Annotated in this window: 24 protein-coding genes; 11 read left to right on the plus strand and 13 right to left on the minus strand. The window is 55.7% G+C overall.

The annotated features are described in order from the left end of the window. Nucleotides 1-171: 171 nt before the first annotated feature. The 4 genes from tauD to tauA are packed head-to-tail and all read right to left on the minus strand — an operon-like array spanning nucleotide 172 to nucleotide 3,590. Nucleotides 172-1,011 carry a taurine dioxygenase gene (gene tauD, locus CRO33_RS22970; RefSeq protein WP_097119695.1) on the minus strand — a complete coding sequence of 280 codons (840 nt, stop codon included), beginning with the start codon at nucleotides 1,009-1,011 and terminating at the stop codon, nucleotides 172-174. Further along, nucleotides 1,008-1,835 (minus strand): taurine ABC transporter permease TauC, encoded by an 828-nt coding sequence (gene tauC, locus CRO33_RS22975; RefSeq protein ID WP_034830793.1) that lies wholly within the window; start codon nucleotides 1,833-1,835, stop codon nucleotides 1,008-1,010. Before tauC ends, tauD begins: the two co-directional genes overlap by 4 nt. Continuing rightward, nucleotides 1,832-2,599 (minus strand): taurine ABC transporter ATP-binding subunit, encoded by a 768-nt coding sequence (tauB, locus tag CRO33_RS22980; RefSeq protein ID WP_097119696.1) that lies wholly within the window; start codon nucleotides 2,597-2,599, stop codon nucleotides 1,832-1,834. Before tauB ends, tauC begins: the two co-directional genes overlap by 4 nt. A gap of 10 nt (nucleotides 2,600-2,609) precedes the next feature. Further along, on the minus strand, nucleotides 2,610-3,590 hold the full coding sequence (tauA, locus tag CRO33_RS22985) for a taurine ABC transporter substrate-binding protein (protein ID WP_097119712.1): 981 nt from the start codon (nucleotides 3,588-3,590) through the stop codon (nucleotides 2,610-2,612). A gap of 233 nt (nucleotides 3,591-3,823) precedes the next feature. On the opposite strand from tauA, the gene CRO33_RS22990 reads away from it, so the two are divergent. Further along, nucleotides 3,824-4,804, plus strand: coding sequence for a LacI family DNA-binding transcriptional regulator (locus CRO33_RS22990; protein ID WP_097119697.1), 981 nt, complete (start codon nucleotides 3,824-3,826; stop codon nucleotides 4,802-4,804). A gap of 1 nt (nucleotide 4,805) precedes the next feature. On the opposite strand, the gene CRO33_RS22995 is transcribed toward CRO33_RS22990, so the two are convergent. Next, the gene (locus CRO33_RS22995; RefSeq protein WP_034819569.1) at nucleotides 4,806-5,408 is read right to left on the minus strand and encodes a LysE family translocator; all 603 of its coding nucleotides are present in this window, start codon (nucleotides 5,406-5,408) and stop codon (nucleotides 4,806-4,808) included. Between the two features lie 60 nt (nucleotides 5,409-5,468). Between CRO33_RS22995 and CRO33_RS23000 the strand changes: the two genes are divergently transcribed. The 3 genes from CRO33_RS23000 to CRO33_RS23010 all read left to right on the plus strand — a co-directional run bounded on the left by CRO33_RS23000 (nucleotide 5,469) and on the right by CRO33_RS23010 (nucleotide 7,637). Next, complete coding sequence (locus CRO33_RS23000) at nucleotides 5,469-6,485, plus strand: hydrolase (RefSeq protein ID WP_097119698.1); 1,017 nt, start codon at nucleotides 5,469-5,471, stop codon at nucleotides 6,483-6,485. Between the two features lie 2 nt (nucleotides 6,486-6,487). Beyond that, nucleotides 6,488-6,706 carry a YheU family protein gene (locus CRO33_RS23005; RefSeq protein ID WP_034820041.1) on the plus strand — a complete coding sequence of 73 codons (219 nt, stop codon included), beginning with the start codon at nucleotides 6,488-6,490 and terminating at the stop codon, nucleotides 6,704-6,706. 61 nt (nucleotides 6,707-6,767) lie between these two features. Further along, nucleotides 6,768-7,637: a phosphoribulokinase gene (locus CRO33_RS23010; RefSeq protein WP_034819573.1), complete on the plus strand. Its 870-nt coding sequence runs from the start codon at nucleotides 6,768-6,770 to the stop codon at nucleotides 7,635-7,637. A 43-nt stretch (nucleotides 7,638-7,680) separates the two neighbouring features. Here the strand turns inward: CRO33_RS23010 and CRO33_RS23015 are convergent, their stop codons facing one another. Further along, nucleotides 7,681-8,085, minus strand: coding sequence for an OsmC family protein (locus CRO33_RS23015; RefSeq protein WP_034819576.1), 405 nt, complete (start codon nucleotides 8,083-8,085; stop codon nucleotides 7,681-7,683). Between the two features lie 303 nt (nucleotides 8,086-8,388). On the opposite strand from CRO33_RS23015, the gene crp reads away from it, so the two are divergent. Both crp and CRO33_RS23025 read left to right on the plus strand, forming a co-directional pair. Next, nucleotides 8,389-9,021 carry a cAMP-activated global transcriptional regulator CRP gene (crp, locus tag CRO33_RS23020; RefSeq protein WP_000242758.1) on the plus strand — a complete coding sequence of 211 codons (633 nt, stop codon included), beginning with the start codon at nucleotides 8,389-8,391 and terminating at the stop codon, nucleotides 9,019-9,021. A gap of 58 nt (nucleotides 9,022-9,079) precedes the next feature. After that, nucleotides 9,080-11,155, plus strand: a complete 2,076-nt coding sequence (locus tag CRO33_RS23025; protein WP_097119699.1) for a YccS/YhfK family putative transporter — start codon at nucleotides 9,080-9,082, stop codon at nucleotides 11,153-11,155. Here CRO33_RS23025 and argD read toward each other — a convergent pair whose 3' ends face one another. The 5 genes from argD to ppiA form a co-directional block, all read right to left on the minus strand. After that, a complete protein-coding gene (gene argD / locus CRO33_RS23030) occupies nucleotides 11,156-12,376 on the minus strand; it encodes a bifunctional acetylornithine/succinyldiaminopimelate transaminase (RefSeq protein WP_097119700.1) in 1,221 nt (406 codons plus the stop codon). It abuts the gene before it with no gap. A gap of 87 nt (nucleotides 12,377-12,463) precedes the next feature. Continuing rightward, complete coding sequence (locus tag CRO33_RS23035; protein WP_097119701.1) at nucleotides 12,464-13,039, minus strand: aminodeoxychorismate synthase component II; 576 nt, start codon at nucleotides 13,037-13,039, stop codon at nucleotides 12,464-12,466. A 41-nt stretch (nucleotides 13,040-13,080) separates the two neighbouring features. Continuing rightward, complete coding sequence (locus CRO33_RS23040; RefSeq protein ID WP_058960598.1) at nucleotides 13,081-13,674, minus strand: putative adenosine monophosphate-protein transferase Fic; 594 nt, start codon at nucleotides 13,672-13,674, stop codon at nucleotides 13,081-13,083. Then, the gene (locus CRO33_RS23045) at nucleotides 13,664-13,828 is read right to left on the minus strand and encodes a YhfG family protein (RefSeq protein ID WP_097119702.1); all 165 of its coding nucleotides are present in this window, start codon (nucleotides 13,826-13,828) and stop codon (nucleotides 13,664-13,666) included. The genes CRO33_RS23040 and CRO33_RS23045 overlap by 11 nt, the downstream gene beginning before the upstream one ends. Before the next feature lie 98 nt (nucleotides 13,829-13,926). Further along, nucleotides 13,927-14,499 carry a peptidylprolyl isomerase A gene (gene ppiA, locus CRO33_RS23050; protein ID WP_034819591.1) on the minus strand — a complete coding sequence of 191 codons (573 nt, stop codon included), beginning with the start codon at nucleotides 14,497-14,499 and terminating at the stop codon, nucleotides 13,927-13,929. A 262-nt stretch (nucleotides 14,500-14,761) separates the two neighbouring features. On the opposite strand from ppiA, the gene tsgA reads away from it, so the two are divergent. Beyond that, nucleotides 14,762-15,940, plus strand: a complete 1,179-nt coding sequence (gene tsgA, locus CRO33_RS23055) for an MFS transporter TsgA (RefSeq protein ID WP_097119703.1) — start codon at nucleotides 14,762-14,764, stop codon at nucleotides 15,938-15,940. Nucleotides 15,941-16,032: 92 nt separating this feature from the next. Here the strand turns inward: tsgA and CRO33_RS23060 are convergent, their stop codons facing one another. Continuing rightward, nucleotides 16,033-17,316, minus strand: a complete 1,284-nt coding sequence (locus tag CRO33_RS23060) for a cytosine deaminase (RefSeq protein ID WP_097119704.1) — start codon at nucleotides 17,314-17,316, stop codon at nucleotides 16,033-16,035. A 297-nt stretch (nucleotides 17,317-17,613) separates the two neighbouring features. Here CRO33_RS23060 and nirB point away from each other — a divergent pair, with 297 nt between their 5' ends. Genes nirB through cysG form a run of 4 tightly spaced genes read left to right on the plus strand, consistent with a single transcriptional unit; the run spans nucleotide 17,614 to nucleotide 22,719 of the window. Next, on the plus strand, nucleotides 17,614-20,154 hold the full coding sequence (gene nirB, locus CRO33_RS23065) for a nitrite reductase large subunit NirB (RefSeq protein WP_097119713.1): 2,541 nt from the start codon (nucleotides 17,614-17,616) through the stop codon (nucleotides 20,152-20,154). Beyond that, a complete protein-coding gene (gene nirD / locus CRO33_RS23070) occupies nucleotides 20,151-20,477 on the plus strand; it encodes a nitrite reductase small subunit NirD (RefSeq protein ID WP_038644290.1) in 327 nt (108 codons plus the stop codon). Before nirB ends, nirD begins: the two co-directional genes overlap by 4 nt. A gap of 30 nt (nucleotides 20,478-20,507) precedes the next feature. Further along, nucleotides 20,508-21,311, plus strand: a complete 804-nt coding sequence (gene nirC / locus CRO33_RS23075) for a nitrite transporter NirC (protein ID WP_097119705.1) — start codon at nucleotides 20,508-20,510, stop codon at nucleotides 21,309-21,311. 43 nt (nucleotides 21,312-21,354) lie between these two features. Further along, on the plus strand, nucleotides 21,355-22,719 hold the full coding sequence (cysG, locus tag CRO33_RS23080) for a siroheme synthase CysG (protein WP_097119706.1): 1,365 nt from the start codon (nucleotides 21,355-21,357) through the stop codon (nucleotides 22,717-22,719). 58 nt (nucleotides 22,720-22,777) lie between these two features. Here cysG and trpS read toward each other — a convergent pair whose 3' ends face one another. Further along, the gene (gene trpS / locus CRO33_RS23085; RefSeq protein ID WP_034819607.1) at nucleotides 22,778-23,782 is read right to left on the minus strand and encodes a tryptophan--tRNA ligase; all 1,005 of its coding nucleotides are present in this window, start codon (nucleotides 23,780-23,782) and stop codon (nucleotides 22,778-22,780) included. Nucleotides 23,783-23,795 lie beyond the last annotated feature (13 nt).

A 23,795-nucleotide genomic window follows, 5' to 3' on the forward strand; every position in this document is an offset into this window, starting at 1 on the left:
CAGGGTTCGCATCTCTGGAAGGCCAGCATTCTTGTTCAGCTTCTGCTGTCAGGCAAGTATGTCTGGTGCGGATTTCGTGGATGCTCAGCGTCTGTTGTAAGTCCGGTATTCTTGTTCAACTTCTGCCGACAGGTCGGCATTTAGGCCGACCTGGTTAACCACCGCACTCTTTTAAAACGGAACATCCCCTAACACCGTCGCCCGATGCATTACTCGCCGCGCCGGATAGTAATCGGCATTCGCATAATGCTGCGTGACGCGGTTATCCCAAATAGCCACATCATTCTCCTGCCAGCGCCAGCGCACCTGAAACTCCGGTTTTGCCGTGTGCCAGAACAGGAAATTCAGCAGTGCTTCGCTCTCCTTCTCACTCAATCCCAGTAAACGCGTCGTGAAGCCTTCATTGACAAACAGCGCCTTGCGCCCGCTCACCGGATGGGTACGAATCACCGGATGCTGCACCGGCGGATGTTTGGCGACCGCTTGCTGCCAGCGCTGATGCTCTTCTTCCGTCTTGCGGTACTTATACTCCTGGAACGACTTCTTAAAATCATGCTCCGCCTGCAAGCCGCTCAGCAGTTGCTTAAACGGTTCGGACAACGCTTCATAGGCCGCAATACCCGTTGACCACAACGTATCGCCACCGCTTTCCGGCAGCAGCTTAGACGCTAAAATCGCAATCGCCGGCGGCGTTTCAATAAAGGTCACATCGGTGTGCCAGTTATCGTTATCCGGTGGATTATCCTGATGGGTATCCAGCACGATAATTTCTTCCACCCCCTCCGCATGCGGATACACCGGATGGATGTGCAGATCACCGAAGCGGATCGCCAAAGCGCGCTGCTGTTCCGGCGTGATCACCTGATTGCGCAGGAACAACACCTGATGGCGCAGCAGACCATGATAAAGCTGCTCAAACTGCGCGTCGCTTAACGGGCGGCTGAGATCGAGGTCGCTAACCTGCGCACCGATATGCGGGCCCAGCGCGGTAAAAGTGATACGTTCGTTCATTGCTGTTCTCCATTCCAGGGCGTTAATCGGCGCTGCAAAGCGCGCAGACCCAGTTCTAAGCTAAAAGCGATCAAGGCAATTACGGCGATTCCGGCCAGCACCACATCGGTGGCAAGGAACTCGCCCGCAGACTGCACCATAAATCCCAGTCCGCGCGTGGCGGCAATCAGCTCGGCAGCCACCAACGTTGACCAGCCGACGCCTAGGCCAATGCGTAAACCGGTAAGGATTTCAGGCAATGCGCCCGGCAGGATGACAAAGCGCAGCAGTTGCCAGCGCGTAGCGCCTAGTGCCTGCGCAGCGCGAATCCGTACCTGCTGAGCGTTTTTCACCCCTGCCAGCGTCGACAGCGTCACCGGCGCGAAGATCGCCAGATAGATCAGTAAGATTTTTGAGGTTTCGCCGATGCCAAACCAAATCACCATCAGCGGCAAATAGGCCAATGGCGGCACCGGACGATAGAGTTCAATCAGCGGATCGAGCAGCCCACGAATCGCCGGGCTCAGGCCCATTGCAATCCCCACCGGGATGCCAATCAACGCAGCGAAGAACAGCGCCACCAGCATGCGCGTCAGGCTGGCGCCCAGATGCTGCCATAGGGTCGCATCCATAAAGCCTTGCGGGCTGGCGATCAGCAGCAGCTTTTGCAGCACCTGCTGGGGCGGCGGCAGAAATAGCGGTGCCACCAAATTGAGCGCCGTCACGCTCCACCACACCAGCAGCAGCACAGCTACACTCAGCAAGCTCAGGGAAAACTGCGGTGAAAAAGGCCAGCGCAACGTGCGTCGGCGAGTCTGGGTTTTCTCATCAATCACCGCGCTCATACAAACGCCTCCCGCTGGGAAAAGACCTGATTCAGCACATATTCACGGCGCTCGATAAAGGCCGGGTCGGATTTGATACTGCGGCACGGTTCACCCGCAGCGAAGCGCTGACCGAAGTCGAGTTTGATGCGCTCAACCACACGGCCTGGCCCCGGCGACAGCAGCACCAGTTCGCTGGCAAGAAACACCGCTTCTTCAATATCGTGGGTAATCAGCAGAATCTGTTTGCCGGTATCACGCCACAGCGTCAGCAGCAGGGTTTGCATCTGTTCGCGTGTAAAGGCATCCAGCGCACCAAACGGCTCATCTAACAGCAGCAACTGAGGATCAGCCGCCAGCGCACGCGCAATCCCCACGCGCTGACGTTGCCCCCCAGAGAGCTGCCAGACAAAACGCTTTTCTGCCCCTTCCAGTCCGACTTTGCGGATTAAACGGCGAGCAATGGTGTGGCGTTCAGCCTTGTCCATTCCCGCCAGCTGCAAGCCAAACGCCACGTTATCGATCACGTTACGCCACGGCAGTAGCCCTTCGTTCTGAAACACCACGCCACGTTCTGCGCCCGGTCCATTTACCGCTTTGCCATCCAGCGTGATACTGCCTGACTCCAGCGGCAGGAATCCGGCGATCAAGTTCAGTAAGGTGGTTTTGCCACAGCCTGACGGTCCCAGCACCACCAGCAGGTCGCGTTGTTCCAGCTGCAGGTTGATATCCTGCAGCGCGGGTTGTCCGGCGTAACGTGCATTCAGATTGGTGATGCTGAGCATACGGCCTCCGTTATTTCGCCAAAGGCGCGACAAAGCGCGTGGTGACAAAGCTGCTGTAATCATTAGCGGCATCCGGCACTTTGCCCTGCTCTTTCAGGAAGTGCGCGGTATCAACAATGGCTTTGTTCACTGGCTTGCCCAGCTGTTCCACCTGCTGCTGTGCGGTCAGGTAGGTATTGCCTTGCACCAGAACCGGCACATCGCTTTCCGGTACGCCACTCAGGCGCGCCAGTTTGCTGAGATTGTCGGGCTGCTTGAGCCACTGTTCTGGATTCGCAATGTAGGCTTGCTGTGCCTCAATCGCACTGCGCGCGAAAGCGGTGACCACTTCAGGATGCTGCTGAGCGAAATCTTTGCGTACCACCCACACATCCAGCGTTGGCGATCCCCATTTGCCCACCTGAGAAGAGTCGGTTAACACCGTGCCATCCTTTTCCAGCTCGTTTACCGCCGGTGACCAGACGTACGCGCCGTCGATATCACCGCGTTTCCACGCTGCAATAATGGCTGGCGGTTGCAGATTCACTAACTGCACCTGCGATGGCTTGATGCCCCAATGTTTGAGCGCTGACAGCAGGCTGTAATGGGTGGTGGAGATGAAGGGCACGGCGATGCGTTTGCCAATCAGATCCCTGGGACTGGTGATGGATTTTTTGACCACCAGCGCTTCGGAATTGCCAAGCTGTGATGCCAGTAAGAAAGCTTCGATGGGCAACTGCTGTGTTGCCGCCACTGCCAGCGGGCTGGACCCGATATTACCGATTTGCACATCACCGGAAGCCAATGCCCGCAGCACGCTGGCACCGCTATCAAACTTGCGCCAGTCGACAGTCGCGCCACTTTCTTTGGCGAAGGTGTTATCGGCCTGCGCCACTTTGGCCGGTTCCGCCGAGGTTTGATATGCCACGGTGACGTTGACCGCCTGTGCCTGGAATGCCATCAGGGCCAATGCTGCCGCCACTGCCGTTATCTTTTTTTTTACTGCCATCATCATTCACCCCAATGTTATGTCGTGATGGCAGTTTCTCCAGCGGCTGTAATTTCATAAAGGAATTAAAAATTATCCCTAATGAAAATCTGTTCTTAGATCAACATCGGGCAACGCTATGCGAAATGCGCAAATGCAAAGAAGGCGTAAAGACGGAAATATGTCACACGCTCACATAGCGACTGTGCTATTGATAGGCTTCTGATTTTTCACCTCTACTGGCGGTACTGAAATCCATGTCGATTGAGAAAGTTGCCCGTCTTGCTGGCGTGTCTAAAGCCACGGTTTCTCGGGTGTTGAACCAGCATCCCGGCGTGCGTACAGATACGCGAGAGAAAGTATTGGCGGCCATCAATCACTGTGACTATCAGCCCAACCTGCTGGCCCGCCAGCTGCGTACTGCCCAGAGCCATATGTTGCTGGTGTTAATTTCAGACATCACTAATCCCTTCTGCTCACGTGTGGTGCAAGGTATTGAAGCTGAAGCCGAAGCGCAGGGTTATCACATCTTGCTGTGCAATTCGGCCTCACAGCTGCCGCGTGAAGCCGCTTATCTGGCGTTATTAAGCGGTAAAGTGGTTGACGGTGTGATCACCATGGATGCCGCCGCCTGCTTGCAGCAGTTAAAAGGTTTGATTGGTGACGCACCCTGGGTGCAATGCGCCGAATACGATCCGGCCATTCCCGCCTCAAGTGTCACCATTGATAATAAAGAAGCGGCGTTTGAAACCGTGCGCTATCTGGCCAGCAAAGGTCGCAGACGTATCGCACTGGTGAATTGTGATATGCGCTATCTCTATTCCCATCAGCGTGAAAGTGGCTATCGCGAAGCGCTGGAGCAGCTGGAACTGAATTGGGGTGGCGTGGCTTACGCGGAAAACATTTCGTGTGAAGCGGGCAGTGCCGCCCTGCGTGAACTGCTGGCAAGACCGGAGCGACCAGACGCCGTGTTTGCGGTCTCAGATGTGCTGGCGGTTGGCGTGATTCACGCCGCGCTGGAGGCCGGATTGCGCATTCCGGAAGATCTCGCTGTCGTGGGGTTTGATGGTATTCCCTTCACCAGCAGCCTCAATCCACCGCTGACCACCATCGAACAACCGATGAATCGGCTGGGTGCACGCAGTGTTCAGCTGTTACTGAACCGCATCCGCCAGCCGCACAGTGACGTGGTGCGTGAGGTGTTACCCTGGAAGCGCGTTGAACGCGCCTCCAGCTAACTCAACGCCAGATCAGCAGTACACAGGCGGCAGTGAGCGCACCCATCGCCAGGTTGAAGATTTTCCACGCGCGCGGGCTGCGCAATAGACGGCCAATCAGCGAACCAAATCCCATCCAGATAACACCGGATACCACATTGACCAGCGCCATACCGATACTGATGGCGATCACCGAATGCAGATACGCATCGCCCGCCAGGCTAAAGCTGGCTACCGCGCCCAACGCCATCAGCCAGGCTTTTGGGTTGATCAACTGTAGCAGGCCACCCTGCCAGAACGGCATCTGCTTGACGTTGGCATCTTCAGTTTCCAGCTTCTCGTACTCCGCGGTGGCAATTTTCCACGCCAGCCACAGCAGGTAGAGGCTACCGGCAATCTTCAGCACCAGATGCAGAGAGGGATAAAGCAGGATCAAACCACCGATGCCAAATGCCACCATCAGCAACATGACTTGCATACCAATCATGATACCAATGAGCAGCGGGATGGTGCGCAGGAAGCCAAAATTAGCACCTGAGGCGGTAAGTAACATATTATTGGGCCCCGGCGTGATGGCCGCGACCCAAAGAAAACCCAACATTGATAAAAAAAGACTCAGTTCCATGTATATTCGGGTGCTCCTCACCCAGTAAAGCGGACAACCCATCGAAGCTATCAGCGAGTTATGCATCAGACAAGCCTTTACCCTAGCTATTTTGATCGCCTGAACGGCGAGCGATTTACACCGCTGCGCGGATTCAGTAACGCGCATCTGCAAACCCTGCTGCCGCGCATACTGCGTCGGCGCGTAACCCTGCGTCCGCACTGGCAGCGACTTGACCTGCCGGACGGCGATTTTGTCGATCTCGCGTGGAGCGAAGATCCGGCACAGGCGCGTCACAAGCCGCGCATGGTGATGTTCCATGGTCTGGAAGGCAGTTTCCGTAGCCCGTATGCGCATGGCCTGATGCAGGCGTGTCAGGCGCGTGGCTGGCTGGCGGTGGTGATGCACTTTCGTGGATGCAGCGGCGAGCCGAATCGTCTGGAGCGCATCTATCATTCCGGTGAAACCGAAGATGCGACCTTTTTCCTGCACTGGTTGCAACGCGAATGGGGCACGGTGCCGACTGCAGCAGTGGGCGTTTCACTCGGTGGCAATATGCTGGCCTATTTATTGGGCATGCAGGGAAATGATGTGCCTGTGGATGCCGCCGTCGCCATCTCGGCACCCTTTGCGCTCGAACCCTGCAGTGAAAAGCTCGATGCTGGCTTTTCTCGTTTCTATCAGCACTATTTACTGACCAAGCTGAAACAGAACGCTACGCGTAAACTGCTGGCCTGGCCCGGCACACTACCGGTGGAACTGAGCCAGCTGCGCGCATTTCGCCGCATTCGTGAGTTTGATGATGCGATTACCGCACGGGCGCACGGTTTTCTGGATGCCAACGACTATTATCAACGTGCCAGCGCTATGCCGCTGCTCACGGGCGTGCGCAAGCCGCTGCTGATCATCCATGCCAAAGACGATCCCTTTATGACCGATGCGGTCATCCCGCAGCCGGCGCAACTGTCGGCTTCCATTGAATATCAGCTGACACAACAAGGCGGGCACGTCGGCTTTGTTGGCGGTACGTTAATGAAGCCGAAAATGTGGCTGGAACAGCGTGTGCCTGACTGGCTTTCAACCTATCTGGATGTGTGATCGTGATTATTCCCTGGCAAGAACTTGAAGTCGCAACACTGGAAAACCTGATTGAAACTTTCGTGCTGCGCGAAGGCACCGACTATGGTGAGCAGGAGCGCAGCCTGGAACAGAAAGTCGCCGACGTGCGCCGCCAGCTGGAGCGCGGAGACGTTGTGCTGGTGTGGTCGGAACTGCATGAATCCGTCAACATTATGCCGAAAGGCGAGTTTCGCGGTTAATGCACCGCGCAGTAATTCGTGGTAACAATGCTCATCGCCCGACTTCACAGGGAGTTCTGTTATGTCAGCCAGGCATCCAATCATTGCCGTGACCGGTTCCAGCGGTGCCGGTACCACGACCACCAGCCTCGCCTTCCGTAAGATTTTCCAGCAGCTGAATCTGCATGCTGCGGAAGTGGAAGGTGACAGTTTTCACCGTTATACCCGTCCAGAAATGGATATGGCGATCCGTAAGGCACGCGATCTGGGCCGTCATATTAGCTACTTCGGTCCGGAAGCCAATGACTTCGGGCTGCTGGAACAGACGTTTAAGCATTACGGAAAAACCGGGCTAGGTGAATCGCGCAAATATCTGCACACCTACGACGAAGCGGTGCCGTGGAATCAGGTGCCGGGCACCTTTACGCCCTGGCAGCCGCTGCCGGAAAACACTGACGTGTTGTTCTATGAAGGATTACACGGTGGCGTGGTAACACAGCAGCACAACGTCGCCGAGCATGTCGATTTGCTCGTCGGCGTGGTGCCGATTGTCAATCTGGAGTGGATTCAAAAGCTGGTGCGCGACACCAGCGAGCGCGGCCATTCCCGTGAAGCGGTGATGGATTCAGTGGTGCGTTCAATGGAGGATTATATCAACTTCATCACGCCGCAGTTCTCGCGCACCCACATCAACTTCCAGCGTGTACCTACGGTGGATACGTCCAACCCATTTGCCGCACGTGAAATTCCGTCACTCGATGAAAGCTTTGTGGTGATTCACTTCCGTGGACTGGAAGGCATTGCTTACCCTTACCTGCTGGCGATGATCCAGGGCTCGTTCATTTCGCATATGAACACGCTGGTGGTGCCGGGCGGCAAAATGGGGCTGGCAATGGAGTTAATCATGACGCCACTGGTGCAGCGGCTGATTGAAGGTAAACGGATTGAATAATCCAGAAATTCTGTAGCGGCGGCCGTTTGGCCGCCCACTTATGTTATCGCTCAATCACTTCGTAACTGTGCGTCATTTTCACACTATTGCCGAGCATGATCGCCACCGAGCAATACTTCTCCGCCGACAGATCGACGGCCCGCGCCACCGCTTTATCGCTTAGCGCTGTGCCGCTAACGATAAAATGCAGGTTGATTTGCGTAAAAATACGTGGCGCTTCTTCACGGCGCTCGGACGTAAGTTTCACCTCGCAGTCAGCCACATCATTTCGGCCTTTTTGCAGGATCGATACCACGTCAATCGCGCTACAGCCGCCTGCTGCCATCAAAACCATCTCCATCGGGCTTGGCGCTTTGTCACCCGAGTTACCGTCCATTAATACCTGATGGCCTGATGAGGATTCTCCGAGAAAGGTCAGCCCTTCCACCCATTTCACTCGTGCCTGCATTATTCTTTCTCCTGAAGTGGCGGTTTTGCCGCCAGAGTACGCTTTCACTTGATAAACAGCAATCCAGACTCTTCCGCCTGTTGCTGAAGCGAGACAACAGAAGACAGCTTGCAAAAGCTGTGCTACAAACAGTGCTGAAAATATTTTCGTCATCACAGACGAAGGCGGGAAGAATCAAAAGCGTAGCTTAAGAATCACCCGGAAATAATTTTCCTTTACTGGAAACGCTCGACGATTACACCGCCTGACAGGGAAAACTGCCCCCTGTGTTTTGGGCACGATTACAACAGAGGATAATAGCGAATGGTTCTCGGCAAACCGCAAACAGACCCTACACTCGAATGGTTCCTGTCCCATTGCCATATTCACAAATATCCGTCCAAAAGCACGCTCATCCATCAGGGTGAGAAAGCGGAAACGCTGTACTACATCGTGAAAGGTTCCGTTGCGGTTCTGATCAAAGATGAAGAAGGCAAAGAGATGATCCTCTCCTATCTCAATCAGGGAGACTTCATCGGCGAACTCGGCCTGTTTGAAGAAGGCCAGGAACGTAGTGCCTGGGTACGTGCTAAGACTGCCTGCGAAGTGGCTGAAATTTCCTACAAAAAATTCCGTCAGCTGATTCAGGTAAACCCGGATATTTTAATGCGACTTTCGTCGCAAATGGCGCGTCGTCTGCAAGTCACTTCCGAGAAAGTGGGCAACCTTGCCTTCCTCGATGTGACGGGCCGTATCGCGCAAACACTGCTTAATCTGGCGAAACAACCCGATGCGATGACGCACCCCGACGGGATGCAAATCAAAATCACCCGTCAGGAGATTGGTCAGATCGTGGGTTGCTCACGCGAAACCGTGGGTCGTATCCTGAAAATGCTGGAAGATCAGAACCTGATCTCCGCACACGGTAAAACCATCGTCGTCTACGGCACCCGCTAATTTCTTATCACCCACGGCGTGATGGCAACATCGCGCCGTTTTTGTTTGCGATGAGCTGATGTGGCGCCGAATCATCTATCATCCTGAGGTCAACTACGCACTGCGGCAAACGCTGGTGCTGTGCCTGCCTGTGGCACTAGGCTGGCTGTTTGGCGATCTGCAAAAAGGCCTGCTGTTCTCCTTAGTGCCTGCCTGCTGCAACATGGCGGGTCTTGATACACCGCATAAGCGCTTCTTTAAACGCCTGATTGTTGGCGGCTCACTGTTTGCTACCGCCAGTTTCCTGATCCAATTTCTCACCAGTGACGCCATTCCGTTACCGCTGATCCTGTTTGTGCTGCCGCTGCTGATTGGCGTGACCGGCGAAATCAGCCCGCTGCACGGCCGCTTGTTGCCCGCAACGCTGATTGCTGCCATCTTTAGCCTCAGCCTGGTAGGACGCATGCCCATGTGGGTGCCGCCGCTGCTGTATATCGGCGGCACGCTATGGTATGGCCTGTTTAACTGGTTCTGGTTTTGGCTGTGGAAAGAGCAGCCGATGCGCGAAACGCTCAGTCTGCTATATCGGGAACTGGCGGATTATTGCGATGCAAAATACACCCTGTTGACGCAGCTTACCGATCCCGAGAAAGCGCTGCCGCCGCTGCTGGCGCGTCAGCAAAAAGCCGTTGACCTGATCACCACCTGCTATCAGCAGATGCACATGCTCTCTGCCAGCCGCGATAACAGCCACAAGCGCCTGACGCGGGCTTTCCAGGTGGCGCTTGATTTGCAGGAGCACATCTCGGTGAGCCTGCACCAGCCGGAAGAAGTGCAAAAGCTGGTCGAGCAGAGTCACGCCGAAGCGGTGATCCGCTGGAATGCCAAAACCATCTCTGCGCGTCTGCGCCTGTTGGCCGATGCCATTCTCTATCATCAATTGCCCGATCGCTTCCACATGGAAAAGCAGCTCGGCGCGCTGGAAAAAATTGCGCGCCAGCATCCCGACAATCCGGTGGGCAACTTCTGCTATTACCATTTCAGCCGCATCGCCCGCGTGCTGCGCACCCAGAAACCGTTATACACCCGTGACCTGATGGCCGATCGCCAGCGCCGTTTGCCGTTGTTCCCGGCGCTGCGCAGCTATCTGTCGCTCAAGTCCGCTGCATTGCGCACCGCGGCTCGTATTTCGGTGATGCTGATGTTCGGCAGTGCGCTGGCGCTGTTCTTTAATATTCCCAAGCCTTATTGGATTCTGATGACCATCATGTTTGTCAGCCAGAATGGCTACAGCGCCACACGGGTACGCATTCAGCACCGTGCGCTGGGCACCTTTGCCGGATTGCTGATCGCCGCAGGATCGCTACGGCTCGAAGTGCCCGAATCGATCACCCTGCTGTTTATGCTGGCCATCACCCTCGCCAGCTATCTGGTCACGCGCAAGTATTACGGCTGGTCGATGATTGGCTTCACCGTGACGGCGGTGTATTCGCTCCAGCTGTTGTCGCTGAACGGGGCGCAGTTCCTGCTGCCGCGCATGATGGATACCCTGATGGGCTGCCTGATCGCCTTTGCCGGTATGATCTGGCTGTGGCCACAGTGGCAGAGCGGTTTACTGCGCAGCAACGCGCATGATGCGCTGGAGGCTTATCAGGAAGCCTTGCGGATGTTGCTGGGGCCGGAGCAATCTCCTGAAAAGCTGGCTTACCAGCGCATGAAGGTCAATCAGGCGCACAATGCACTGTTCAACTCACTGAATCAGGCATCGAGCGAACCGGGCTTCAACGCGCAGTACCTGAAAGATATGCGCATGTGGGTCACCCACAGCCAGTTCATTGTGGAGCATATTAACGCGATGACGATCCTGGCGCGTGAGCACACCATGCTGACGCCGAAGCTGGCGGAACGCTATCTGCAATCCTGTGAAATTGCGCTGCAGCGCTGTCAGCAGCGACTGGCGTATGACGGGCCAGGCAGTGACAGCAATATTCTGGAAGCGCCGGAGAATATGAATGAAGGGCCGGTAACGATTGTCGAGCAGCATGTGAAGCGCATCCTGCAACACCTGAATGTGATGCACACCATCTCTTCACTGGCCTGGAGCCAGCGACCGCATCACGGCCGCTGGCTAAAAGTTTTACGTCCGAAAGGATGATTACGCCGCCAGCACTTTCTTAATCGCTTTGGCGAAACGCGCCATGCCTTCTTCGATGTCAGTCGGCTCGATCACCAGTGACGGCACAAAACGAATCACATCAGTGCCTGCGGTCAGAACCATCAACCCTTCTGCTGCCGAGGCATTGAGGATATCGCGCGCTTTACTGGCGTGCTGTGGCTTCAGCGCTGCGCCAATCAGCAAACCTTTGCCGCGAATCTCACTGAAAAGATTATATTTGCTGTCAATCGCCTGCAGTGCCTCAACGAACTGCTGACGACGGGCTTCCACGCCACCCAGCACTTCAGGGGTGTTGATGATGTCCAGAGCCGTTTCAGCAATCGCACAGGCCAGCGGGTTGCCGCCGTAAGTGGTGCCGTGTACGCCGGGCGCCATCACTGAGGCGATTTCATTGGTGGTCAGCATCGCACTCACCGGGAATCCGCCGCCCAGCGCTTTGGCGGTGGTGATGATGTCTGGCTTGATGCCGTAATGTTCGTAGCTGAACAGCTTACCGCTACGACCCATGCCGCTCTGCACTTCATCCAGCACCAGCAGCGCTTTATGCTCATCGCACAGTGCACGCAGGCCCTGCATGAACTCTTGAGTTGCCGCCACCACGCCGCCTTCGCCCTGAATCGGTTCAACGACAATCGCGCAGGTGTGGTCATCCATCACCGCTTTCACCGCATCCAGATCGTTGAACGGTACATGCACGATATCCGCTGGTTTTGGACCAAAGCCGTCGGAGTATTTCGGCTGCCCGCCAACGGAAACGGTAAACAAGGTACGACCGTGGAACGCGTTGTGGAAGGCGATGATTTTGCTTTTGAACGGGCTGTGTTTTTTGCAGGCGTAATAACGCGCCAGCTTGAAGGCCGCTTCGTTAGCTTCCGCGCCGGAGTTGCCAAAGAAAACGCGATCGGCAAAGGTCGCTGCAATCAGTTTGCTCGCCAGACGCAGCGCCGGTTCGTTGGTGAACACGTTGCTGGTGTGCCACAGGGTTTCGCCCTGCGTTTTCAGCGTTTCCACCAGCGCCGGGTGGCAATGGCCTAAAGCAGTCACCGCGATACCGCCGGAGAAGTCGATATACTCTTTGCCCTGCTGATCCCAGACTCGGCTGCCCTTGCCCTTTACCGGCACGAACTGCGCTGGTGCATAAACAGGCAAAATCACGTTATCGAACGTTTCCCGGGTTACCGCTAGTTTTTCCGCTGCCATTGCCGACCTCATTGGGTTATCTATTGAGCTGAAGTGAAATTATAATCACAAAATATGCATAAAAAATCATACGAAGGCAAACATAAGTTACGCGTTGAGGAAATTAGCCAATAGCTGATGGCCCTGCTCGCTGAGGATGCTCTCAGGATGGAACTGCACCCCTTCTAAGGGCAGCGTACGGTGGCGGAAGCCCATGATCTCATCGGGCTCGCCATCACGCAGGCTCCAGGCCGTGACTTCGAATTCTGCGGGCAGCGTATCGCGCGCCACAATCAGTGAATGATAGCGCGTGACGGTGAGCGGATTATTAAGGTCGCGAAATACGCCTTGATGGGTGTGCTGGATAACAGAGGTTTTGCCGTGCATCACCTGACGAGCCCGCACCACCTGCGCGCCATAGGCTTGCGCAATTGCCTGATGGCCGAGGCAAACACCGAGAATCGGTAAGCGACCGGCAAAATGGCGGATGGCATCCAGAGACACACCGGACTGATCCGGCGTACAGGGACCAGGTGAAATCACCAGATGCGTCAGCGGCAACGCATCCATCTCCGCCAGCGTGATGGCATCGTTACGCACCACGCGCACTTCTGCGCCCAGCTCACAGAAGTACTGGTAAAGATTCCAGGTGAAGGAGTCGTAGTTATCAATTAACAGCAGCATAGTGCCCTCAGGCCAGTCAAACCGCCGCTATTCTACGCATTTTACCGTGCGGGACTCACCACTTTCGCAAACTGTGTCGTCAGCGGTGCCAGATCGCCCGACACACCAGCAAACAGCGCGGTACGCCACGTTTCTCGTTCCAGCTTATCCCACGTTAACAGGTAACCGGCGTGCAGCGCCAGCTGTTCAAAGAAAATGCGCTGCGTGCGGCCATTACCCGCGCGGAACGGGTGTAATACGAAGATTTCACAATAATAATGCGCCAGCCGCGCGACAAACTCATCCTGCGTCAGGTTTGTCAGTTGTTGTTCATCTTCCAGCGCGCTCATCAGCGCATTGCCCTCTTTCTCGATGTATTCGCAATGGCAATAGGGTGTCTCATCACGCCAGATATCGATGCTGCGTAACTCCCCTGCCCAACTGTAGAGATCCTGAAACAGCGTGCGATGAATATGGCATAACCAGGGCATACCGGTGCTGCGCGGGCCGAGTTCCAGTGTCGCCAGGCGTGCAGCGCTAAACGCCAGCTCCGCTTTACGCAACTGCGCTTCATCATGAATATCGAGACGATTTTTCAACACCGTGTCGTTGTGCCAGACATAAGGGTCGCGCACGGCCAGACTGTTATCCGCCATATTGCCTCCTTAGTGACTCAAGTCGCTCTTCATACTGCTCAGCGCTGATATCGCTGAGTACGTAGCCGGCAAGACGGCAACTGGCCTGATAACTGGCCATGCGGCGCTGTTGCCACAGGGTGGCTTTCTGTTTTTCGGTGAGTTGGCTGGTCATTGCGCCTCCGACAAGCAATTTGCCCTAAGTATAAGAGCTAATTTTAGCTTTGCCGGAGAGCAGCAGAACGCGCCGACGAGTGCCGGCGCGTTAATTCATTAAGGCAGGACTTTCGCAGACAGGATAACAATCGGTTTTGACGGCACATTTTGGTACGGGCCGACATCTTTGGTTGGTACCTGAGCAATCTTATCGATCACATCCTGGCCTTTCACAACTTTACCAAATACCGCATAACCGAAGTCACGTTGACCGTGATCGAGGAAGGCGTTATCCGCGACGTTGAGGAAGAACTGGCTGGTCGCACTATCTTTATCTGCAGTACGCGCCATAGAGATGGTGCCACGCAGGTTACGCAAACCGTTGTCGGCTTCGTTTTTGATCGGTGCCACGGTCTGCTTCTGCTGCATATCCGTGGTGAAACCGCCGCCCTGGATCATAAAACCCGGGATCACACGGTGGAAGATAGTGTTGTTGTAGAAACCGTTGTTGACGTAGTCGACAAAGTTTTTCACCGAAACCGGGGCTTTCTGGTTGTTCAGTTCGAGTTCGATATTGCCCGCAGAGGTGGTGAGCAGCACATGGGTATCCCCTTTGGCTGCCAGAGCGGTAGCGGATACAGAAGAGAGCGCTAACAGGGCGACTGCCGCTGTCAAAGTACGTTTAAACATGAAAGATTCCTTACCATGGAGTGCAAGCTCAAAAACGAGATCGATTGTAAAGAGCAAGTTATACAAGAGCCAGCGTTTTACCGATATTTACGCTGATGTTGCGATTGTCATACTTTTTGAGGTGCGCAATCATTTGCGTGACGAAAATCACACTATTAATGAAATATTTAGCGCTCGTTACACTCGTTGTTTATTAAGATCACAGTTGCATTTACAATTCATGACACTTTTTGCCAATCCCGGCGCATCACAGGTTCAGAACATGACAAACCGTAATCGCATTGGCCTTACCTGGATCAGCTTTTTCTCCTACGCGCTCACCGGCGCGCTGGTGATCGTTACCGGTATGGTACTGGATAATATTGCCCAATACTTCCAGTTGCCCATCTCAGAAATGAGCAACACTTTCACCTTCCTGAATGCCGGTATCCTGGTCGCGGTATTCCTTAACGCCTGGCTGATGGTGATTGTGCCGTTGAAACGCCAGCTGATTTTTGGCTTTGTGCTGATGATCCTCGCGGTGGCAGGCCTGATGACCAGCCATAACCTGACCGTCTTCTCGCTGTGCATGTTTGTGCTCGGTGTGGTCAGCGGTATCACCATGTCGATCGGTACCTTCCTGATTACCCATCTGTACGATGGCCGTCAGCGTGGTTCGCGCCTACTGTTTACCGACTCGTTCTTCAGCATGGCCGGTACCATTTTCCCGATCATCGCTGGCGTACTGCTGGCGCGCATGCTGCCGTGGTATTGGGTATACGCCTGCATCGGTGTGATTTATATCGCGATCTTCGTCCTGACGCTGATGGTGGAATTCCCGGAGTTGAAAAGCGAAGCAGCCGTACAAGGCGGCGAGAAAGAGAAATGGGGCATCGGCGTGTTGTTCCTGTCTATCGCGGCGCTGTGCTATATCCTCGGTCAGCTGGGCTTTATATCCTGGGTGCCAGAGTACGCCACCAAATCGATGGGCATGGATATTGCGGCGGCTGGTCAGCTTGTCGGTAACTTCTGGACCGCGTACATGGTCGGTATGTGGGTGTTCAGCTTCCTGCTGCGCTTCTTCGATCTGCAGCGCATCCTGATGGTGTTGGCGGCTCTGGCGACCGGTTTAATGTACTGGTTTGTCACCACCAGTGACGCCAGCATGCTGCACTGGATCATTATGATTCTCGGCTTCAGCTCCAGCGCTATCTACACCACCATCATTACGCTGGGCTCGCTGCAAACCAAAGTCTCTTCGCCGAAGCTGGTGAACTTTATCCTCACCTGCGGCACCGTCGGCACCATGCTGACCTTCGTGGTCACCGGCCCGATTGTGGCGAAAGGCGGCGCACATGCAGCGCTCTCTACCGCCAATGGCCTGTATGCCGTGGTGTTTGTGATGTGCGTGCTGCTGGGCTTTGTGACCAAACATCGCCAGCACGGCCATATTACGCACTAATCGGTGACGTGCAGGGGTGAACGTTCACCTCTGTTGCCTGGCTCAGTAGCAAGAGAGTGCGCAGTGATGCGCACTCTTTTTTTATGCAGCGACTATCGTCGGAATGTCACCGCTTCCGCCTCACCCAAATAGATTTCACTGCTCGCGGGCTGCGTTGCCGCCACCACGCTTCCCTGCCGTATCGAATAGCGCACAGGCACTTGTCTGCGCACCGCATCAAAGCCACTTTGAGCCGGCAGAATAATCAGACTGGCATGGTCACCTACCGCCAGACCGTAATCCTCCAATTGCATCGTCTTCGCGCTGTTAGTGGTGATCAGGCTCAGGCCATTGTCGATCTGCTCGTAGCCCATCAACTGACAGACATGTAATCCCATATGCAGCACCTGCAGCATGCTGGCGGTGCCGAGCGGATACCAGGGATCAAACACATCATCATGGCCAAAGCAGACGTTAATATCGGCTTCCAGCAACTCCTTCACCCGCGTGATACCACGGCGTTTGGGATAGCTGTCAAAACGCCCCTGCAGGTGAATGTTCACCAGTGGGTTAGCGACAAAATTAATCTTTGAAAGCTTCAGCAAGCGGAATAAGCGCGAGGTGTAGGCGTTGTTGTAGGAGTGCATCGCCGTGGTGTGGCTGGCGGTAACACGTTCGCCGTTGCCATCACGATGGGCCAGTGCCGCCACGGTTTCGACAAAGCGCGACTGCTCATCATCGATCTCATCACAGTGCACATCCAGCATGCGGTCATAACGGTTAGCGAGCGCGAAGGTTTTATGCAGCGATTCCACGCCATACTCGCGTGTGAACTCGAAGTGCGGGATGGCGCCCACCACATCGGCACCGAGACGCAATGCCTCTTCCAGCAGCGCTTCACCATTTGGATAGGAGAGAATCCCCTCCTGCGGAAACGCCACGATTTGAATATCGATCCATGGCGCCATTTCCGCCTTTACTTCCAGCATCGCTTTCAGCGCGGTGAGAGTGGGATCGGAAACATCAACATGGGTACGCACATGCTGAATACCGTTGGCAATTTGCCACTTCAGCGTCTGCTGTGCGCGCTGTTTGACATCGTCATGGCTGAGCAGCGCCTTGCGCTCCGCCCAGCGTTCAATGCCTTCAAACAGGGTGCCGGACTGATTCCAGGCAGGCTGCCCGGCGGTTTGCGTGGTGTCGAGATGGATATGCGGTTCGATAAAGGGGGCACTTGCCAGCCCTCCTTCGGCATCCAGCGCATCATCCTGCTGCGTGATTTGCGGTGGCTGGGGGCGTAATGCCGTTATTTTGCCGCCGTTGATTTCCATCTGCCACAGACCCTGCTGGCCGGCCAGACGCAGGTTGTTGATCCACTTTAGTGTGCGATTCGCCATGCCTTCCTCCCGTTTTAAGCCACAGGTTAAGCTAGCATGAAAATCTTTCCGTCTGTGCCATAGGTTTTTAGTCTGCCAAAATGACCATGCAAAAAAGCCCTCAGCTCAGTTTGTAGCAGCGACACTGATGGCAACCGATGCTGCACAATATCCAATCAAATAAGCCACTTATCATTTTCGTTCAAAATCAATTACATACCTCTAAATAGGTATATGGCCGTGCGCTTGATGTGCATCAATAAGCGCCTGATATTGCGCGCTATCGTAAGCGCAGATACCGCAATTTTTGAGGCAAGCATGAGCAAGCACAGTGTCGTGATTATTGGCAACGGCATGGTCGGCCACCGCTTTATAGAAGAACTGATCGACAAAGCCGAACCCGGCCAATTTGCCATTACCGTCTTTTGTGAAGAACCGCGCGTCGCCTATGACCGCGTCCACCTTTCCGCCTACTTCTCCCATCACACCGCTGAAGAGCTGTCACTGGTTCGCCCCGGCTATTACGAAAAACATCAGGTCAACCTGCTGATCGGTGAGCGGGCAATTACCATCAACCGCGACGAAAAACTGATTCACTCCAATACCGGTCGCGCGGTGCATTACGACACGCTGATTTTTGCCACCGGCTCTTATCCGTGGATACCGCCGATAAGAGGCGCCGAAGGCAGTGACTGCTTTGTCTATCGCACCATCGAAGATCTCAACGCCATAGAAGCCTGTGCCCGCCGCAGCCAACGCGGTGCCGTGATTGGCGGCGGTCTGCTAGGTCTCGAAGCGGCAGGCGCACTGAAAAACCTCGGCATCGAAACCCATGTCATTGAGTTCGCGCCCGGATTAATGGCGGAACAGCTGGATGCGCAAGGTGGCGAGCAACTGCGTCGTAAGATCGAGCAGATGGGCGTACTGGTGCATACCGGCAAAAACACCCAGCAGATTGTGCATCACGCCAAAGGCGGTAAGACGCTGGAATTCGCCGATGGCAGCGCGTTGGATGTCGATTTCATCGTGTTCTCCACTGGCATTCGTCCGCAAGACAAGCTGGCAAAACAGTGTGGGCTGGAAATCGGCCAGCGTGGCGGCATCGCCATCAACGACCGCTGCCAGACGCGCGATCCGGCAATTTATGCCGTCGGCGAATGCGCAGCCTGGCAGAACCGGCTGTTCGGCTTAGTCGCGCCGGGCTACAAAATGGCACAGGTCGCCAGCGATGCGTTGCTGGGACGCGACAGTGCCTTTTCCGGTGCCGATATGAGCGCCAAACTTAAGTTGCTGGGCGTGGATGTCGGTGGTATCGGCGATGCGCATGGCCGCACGCCGGGCGCGCGCAGCTATATGTGGCTCGACGAACAGAAACACATCTACAAACGCCTGATTGTCAGCGAAGACAACCGCACGCTGCTCGGCGCGATATTGGTCGGTGATACCAGTGATTACGGCAATCTGCTGCAGCTGGCACTCAACAACATCGCACTGCCCGACAATCCCGAAGGTTTGATTCTGCCCGCAGGCAGCGGCGAGAAACCGGTATTGGGAGTCGATTCCCTGCCGGATAGCGCGCAAATCTGCTCCTGCTTCGATGTCAGCAAAGGCGATATCGTCAACGCGGTGCAAGGCGGTTGCCATACCGTGGCGATGCTGAAAAGCGAAACCCGTGCCGGCACCGGCTGCGGCGGCTGCATTCCGCTGCTCACTCAGGTGCTCAACGCGGAACTGAGCCGTCAGGGCATCGAAGTCAACAATCACCTGTGCGAGCACTTCCCCTATTCACGCCAGGAGTTGTATCACCTGATTCGTGTCGAAGAGATCACTTCCTTCGATGCCTTACTGGCGAAATACGGTCAGGGTTATGGCTGTGAAGTGTGTAAACCCACCGTGGGTTCGCTGCTGGCATCCTGCTGGAACGACTATGTGCTCAAGCCACAGCTCGCGCCGCTACAAGACAGCAACGATCTGTTCCTCGGCAATATCCAGAAAGATGGCACCTACTCGGTGATCCCACGCTCGCCCGGGGGCGAAATCACGCCAGAAGGGTTGATGACGATCGGTGCGGTGGCGCGCCAGTACAACCTTTACACCAAAATCACCGGCTCACAGCGTATTGGCCTGTTTGGTGCCCAGCGTGATGACCTGCCTGCCATCTGGTCGCAGCTGATTGATGCCGGATTTGAAACCGGCCAGGCGTATGCCAAAGCGTTGCGCATGGCAAAAACCTGCGTGGGCAGCACCTGGTGTCGCTATGGCGTCGGCGATAGCCTCGGCTTCGGTATCGAACTGGAGAACCGCTACAAAGGCATTCGTACACCGCACAAAATGAAGTTTGGCGTCTCGGGCTGCACGCGCGAATGTGCGGAGGCGCAGGGCAAAGATGTCGGCATCATCGCGACGGAAAAAGGCTGGAATCTGTATGTGTGCGGCAACGGTGGCATGAAGCCACGCCACGCCGATCTGCTGGCCGCGGACCTGGATCGCGATACCCTGCTGACTTATCTCGACCGCTTTATGATGTTCTATATTCGCACCGGTGACCGCCTGCAACGTACCTCGCTGTGGCTGGAAAGCATGGAAGGCGGTATCAACTATCTGCGCAGCGTGATTATCGATGACAAACTCAGCCTGAATACGCAACTGGAAGCTGAACTGGCGCGACTGCGGGCTGAAGTCGAGTGTGAATGGGCTGCGACGGTGAACGATCCCCGGCAGCACATCCACTTCAGCACCTTCATCAACAGCGATCAGCGCGATCCGCTGGTGCAGCACGTCGCTCAGCGCGATCAGCACCGTCCGGCAAGCCCTGCCGAGCGTATTGCCATCACCCAGATTGAGGAGATAGACGCATGAGCCAGTGGCATTCCGTGTGTGAACTCGAACAAATCCTGCCTGCCACCGGCGTCTGCGCGTTGGTAAAAGGCCAGCAGATTGCCATCTTCCGTCCGCATGATGATGAGCAACTCTATGCGCTGAGTAACATCGATCCTTTCTCCGCAGCCAGCGTGCTGTCACGCGGCCTGATTGCCGAACATCAGCACACGCTGTGGGTCGCCAGCCCACTGAAAAAACAGCGCTTCCGTTTAAGCGACGGCGTCTGCCTGGAAGATGCCGCCCGTTCCGTGGCGAGCTATCCGGTGCGCGTTACTGCGGGCCAGGTCGAAGTGTGCGCCTGACAGAATTCTTTTACTTTATGAGACGTCACTATGTTTACTGACACCCTGAATACCTGCGCCGCCAACGCGGCGCGCATTGTGCGTACGGCACAGCACAGTCCGCTGGCCTTCTGGATCAGTTCGGCGATGGCTGGCGCTTACGTCGGCCTCGCCATCATCCTGATTTTCACACTCGGCAATCTGGCCGATCCTGCGTGGCGGCCGCTGATCATGGGCGCGACCTTTGGTATCGCCCTGACGTTAGTGATCATTGCCGGGTCGGAGCTGTTTACCGGCCATACCATGTTCCTCACCGTCGGCGTTAAAGCCGGGACCATCAGCCAGGGCCAGATGTGGTGCGTACTGCCGCAAACCTGGCTGGGTAATCTGATTGGCTCGGTGTTTGTCGCCCTGCTCTACTACTACGCAGCCGGTGCGATGCTACCCAATGCAGGCGCACTGATTCACAGTGCCGCGCTGGCGAAAACCACGCAGCCCGCCATGGCGCTGTTCTTCAAGGGTGCGCTGTGTAACTGGCTGGTGTGTCTGGCGATCTGGATGGCAGTGCGCACCGAAGGCACGGCAAAATTCATTGCCATCTGGTGGTGCCTGCTGGCCTTTATCGCCTCCGGCTATGAACACTCGGTAGCGAATATGACGGTCTTTGCACTGTCGTGGTTTGGTCAGCATAATGCCGACCTGACCTTGAGCGGCATCGGTCATAACCTGCTGTGGGTGACGCTGGGTAACATGTTGTCCGGCATGGTATTGATGGGCCTTGGATACTGGTACGCCACGCCACAGGCTCAGCGGCCGCAAGTGGCGCCACAAGCCACTGCGCTCAAATCGGTTTAACGTTTTTAAGCCCGCACATTGCGGGCTTTTTTGAGGATGAGCGATGGACTATTTTCCGCTGTTTTGCCGTCTGCGAGGCAAGCGTTGTTTATTGGTCGGCGGCGGCGATGTAGCCGAGCGCAAAGCGCGCCTGCTGCTGGATGCCGGTGCCGAACTGCACGTTGGCGCAGTGCAATTCTCTCCTGCGTTTCAGCAGTGGGCTGAACAGGGAAAGTTGCACCTATTGCCCGGCACATTTGAAGAGCAGTGGCTGGAGGGCTGCTGGCTGGTCATTGCCGCCACCGACGATGACGCTGTGAATCAGCAAGTGGGCGATGCCGCCGAAGCACGCCGCATCTTCTGCAATCTGGTGGATGCACCGCAGGAAGCCAGCGCTATCATGCCGTCGATTGTCGATCGCTCCCCGCTGATGATTGCGGTGTCCTCCGGTGGCCGCGCTCCGGTGCTGGCGCGCCTGATGCGTGAGAAGCTGGAAGCGATGCTGCCGCAGCATCTGGGCCAACTGGCTTCACTCGCTGGCACACTGCGCAGCCGGGTGAAGAAAACCTTCGCCAGCATGGGACAGCGCCGGGCATTTTGGGAGCGCTTCTTTGCCAGCGATCGTCTGGCGCAAACGCTGGCGAATGGTGACAAGCCACGCGCCGCTCATATCGTTGATACGCTGTTCGATGCGCCGCTCTCCCAACAAGGTGAAGTGGTGCTGGTGGGCGCGGGTCCAGGCGATGCCGGATTATTAACGCTGAAAGGTTTGCAGTGTATCCAGCAGGCCGATGTGGTGGTGTATGACCGTCTGGTGTCCGAACCCATTCTCAACCTGGTGCGCCGCGATGCTGAACGCATCTTCGTCGGTAAACAGGCCGGGCATCACTGCGTGCCGCAGTCGCAAATCAACCAGTTACTGTTAGAGCAGGCTCAGAGCGGCAAGCGCGTGGTACGGCTGAAAGGCGGCGATCCCTTTATTTTCGGTCGCGGTGGTGAGGAACTAGAAGTACTGGCACAGCACAACATTCCGTTCAGCGTGGTGCCAGGTATTACCGCCGCCTCCGGTTGTGCCGCCTACAGCGGCATTCCGCTGACGCATCGCGACCATGCGCAGAGCGTGCGCTTTGTCACCGGTCATCTGCAACAACAGGGCGAAATTGAGTGGAGTAAGCTGGCGGCAGAGCAGCAAACGCTGGTGTTCTATATGGGGCTGAATCAGGCACCCGAGATCCAGCGCCAGCTGTTGCAGCATGGCATGGATGCGACGATGCCGGTCGCCATCGTGCAGAACGGCACCACGCCAGAACAACAGGTGGAAACCGCGACGTTAGCCGAACTCAGCACGCTGGCGCAGCAGTTTGCCAGCCCGGCGCTGATTATCGTCGGGCGCGTGGTCAGCCTGCGCCGCCAGTTACGCTGGTTTTAAACATAAAAAAACGGCGAGTCGTCACAACTCGCCGTTCATAGGTCAGGCAGCTAGCTGATTAAGGCTGAGCCACAAAACCCACCGCTTCATAAACTTTCTTCAACGTTTCCTGCGCCTGCGCACGGGCCTTGGTTGCGCCATCACGCATCACCTGATTCAGGAAAGCTTCGTCGTTACGGAAACGATGATAGCGCTCCTGCAGCTCAGTCAGCATGCCGGAAACCGCTTCCGCCACTTCGCCTTTCAGGTGGCCATACATCTTGCCTTCGAATTCCTGCTCCAGCTGCGGAATCGACTTACCGGTGACACCAGAAAGAATATCCAGCAGGTTAGAAACACCGGCTTTTTCTTTCACGTCGTAACGCACCACTGGCGGCTCGGCGGAATCGGTGACCGCGCGCTTGATCTTTTTCACTACCGCTTTGGTGTCTTCCAGCAGGCCAATCACGTTGTTACGGTTGTCATCCGACTTCGACATCTTCTTGGTCGGTTCCAGCAGCGACATCACGCGTGCGCCTGATTTCGGAATAAACGGCTCAGGAATTTTGAACACATCGCCATACAGCGCATTGAAACGACCGGCGATATCGCGGCTCAGTTCCAGATGCTGCTTCTGATCTTCGCCCACCGGTACCTGGTTGGTCTGATACAGCAGAATATCGGCCGCCATCAGCACCGGGTAATCGAACAAACCCGCGGTGATGTTTTCAGAATAACGCGCGGACTTATCCTTAAACTGCGTCATACGGCTCAGCTCGCCAAAGTAGGCATAGCAGTTCAGTACCCAGCTCAGCTGCGCGTGCTCAGGCACATGTGACTGTACAAAAATGGTGCTTTTTGCTGGATCAATACCGCAGGCAAGGTACAGCGCCAGGGTATCCAGCGTGGCTTTGCGTAGCGCAGCCGGATCCTGACGAACGGTGATGGCGTGCAGATCGACGATGCAGTAAATGCAGTGGAAATCATCCTGCATCTGCACCCACTGACGCAGCGCACCCATATAGTTGCCAATGGTCAGTTCACCGGAAGGCTGGGCGCCGCTGAAAACGATGGGTTTGCTCATGTTATATCCTGAT

The sequence above is a fragment of the Pantoea sp. GL120224-02 genome, assembly GCF_900215395.1.
In the GTDB taxonomy this organism is placed as follows: Bacteria; Pseudomonadota; Gammaproteobacteria; order Enterobacterales; family Enterobacteriaceae; genus Pantoea; species Pantoea communis.

Bases quoted from the DNA above. Each gene is read 5' to 3' on its own strand.
- ppiA (WP_034819591.1), bottom strand. From the start codon at position 14,499: ATGTTTAAACGTACTTTGACAGCGGCAGTCGCCCTGTTAGCGCTCTCT.
- cysG (WP_097119706.1), top strand. From the start codon at position 21,355: ATGGACTATTTTCCGCTGTTTTGCCGTCTGCGAGGCAAGCGTTGTTTA.
- CRO33_RS23010 (WP_034819573.1), top strand. From the start codon at position 6,768: ATGTCAGCCAGGCATCCAATCATTGCCGTGACCGGTTCCAGCGGTGCC.
- CRO33_RS23040 (WP_058960598.1), bottom strand. From the start codon at position 13,674: ATGGCGGATAACAGTCTGGCCGTGCGCGACCCTTATGTCTGGCACAAC.
- trpS (WP_034819607.1), bottom strand. From the start codon at position 23,782: ATGAGCAAACCCATCGTTTTCAGCGGCGCCCAGCCTTCCGGTGAACTG.
- tauD (WP_097119695.1), bottom strand. From the start codon at position 1,011: ATGAACGAACGTATCACTTTTACCGCGCTGGGCCCGCATATCGGTGCG.
- CRO33_RS23035 (WP_097119701.1), bottom strand. From the start codon at position 13,039: ATGCTGCTGTTAATTGATAACTACGACTCCTTCACCTGGAATCTTTAC.
- CRO33_RS23060 (WP_097119704.1), bottom strand. From the start codon at position 17,316: ATGGCGAATCGCACACTAAAGTGGATCAACAACCTGCGTCTGGCCGGC.
- tauA (WP_097119712.1), bottom strand. From the start codon at position 3,590: ATGATGGCAGTAAAAAAAAAGATAACGGCAGTGGCGGCAGCATTGGCC.
- CRO33_RS22995 (WP_034819569.1), bottom strand. From the start codon at position 5,408: ATGGAACTGAGTCTTTTTTTATCAATGTTGGGTTTTCTTTGGGTCGCG.
- CRO33_RS23015 (WP_034819576.1), bottom strand. From the start codon at position 8,085: ATGCAGGCACGAGTGAAATGGGTGGAAGGGCTGACCTTTCTCGGAGAA.
- CRO33_RS23025 (WP_097119699.1), top strand. From the start codon at position 9,080: ATGTGGCGCCGAATCATCTATCATCCTGAGGTCAACTACGCACTGCGG.
- nirC (WP_097119705.1), top strand. From the start codon at position 20,508: ATGTTTACTGACACCCTGAATACCTGCGCCGCCAACGCGGCGCGCATT.
- tauB (WP_097119696.1), bottom strand. From the start codon at position 2,599: ATGCTCAGCATCACCAATCTGAATGCACGTTACGCCGGACAACCCGCG.
- argD (WP_097119700.1), bottom strand. From the start codon at position 12,376: ATGGCAGCGGAAAAACTAGCGGTAACCCGGGAAACGTTCGATAACGTG.
- CRO33_RS22990 (WP_097119697.1), top strand. From the start codon at position 3,824: ATGTCGATTGAGAAAGTTGCCCGTCTTGCTGGCGTGTCTAAAGCCACG.
- CRO33_RS23000 (WP_097119698.1), top strand. From the start codon at position 5,469: ATGCATCAGACAAGCCTTTACCCTAGCTATTTTGATCGCCTGAACGGC.
- nirD (WP_038644290.1), top strand. From the start codon at position 20,151: ATGAGCCAGTGGCATTCCGTGTGTGAACTCGAACAAATCCTGCCTGCC.
- CRO33_RS23045 (WP_097119702.1), bottom strand. From the start codon at position 13,828: ATGACCAGCCAACTCACCGAAAAACAGAAAGCCACCCTGTGGCAACAG.
- crp (WP_000242758.1), top strand. From the start codon at position 8,389: ATGGTTCTCGGCAAACCGCAAACAGACCCTACACTCGAATGGTTCCTG.
- nirB (WP_097119713.1), top strand. From the start codon at position 17,614: ATGAGCAAGCACAGTGTCGTGATTATTGGCAACGGCATGGTCGGCCAC.
- tauC (WP_034830793.1), bottom strand. From the start codon at position 1,835: ATGAGCGCGGTGATTGATGAGAAAACCCAGACTCGCCGACGCACGTTG.
- tsgA (WP_097119703.1), top strand. From the start codon at position 14,762: ATGACAAACCGTAATCGCATTGGCCTTACCTGGATCAGCTTTTTCTCC.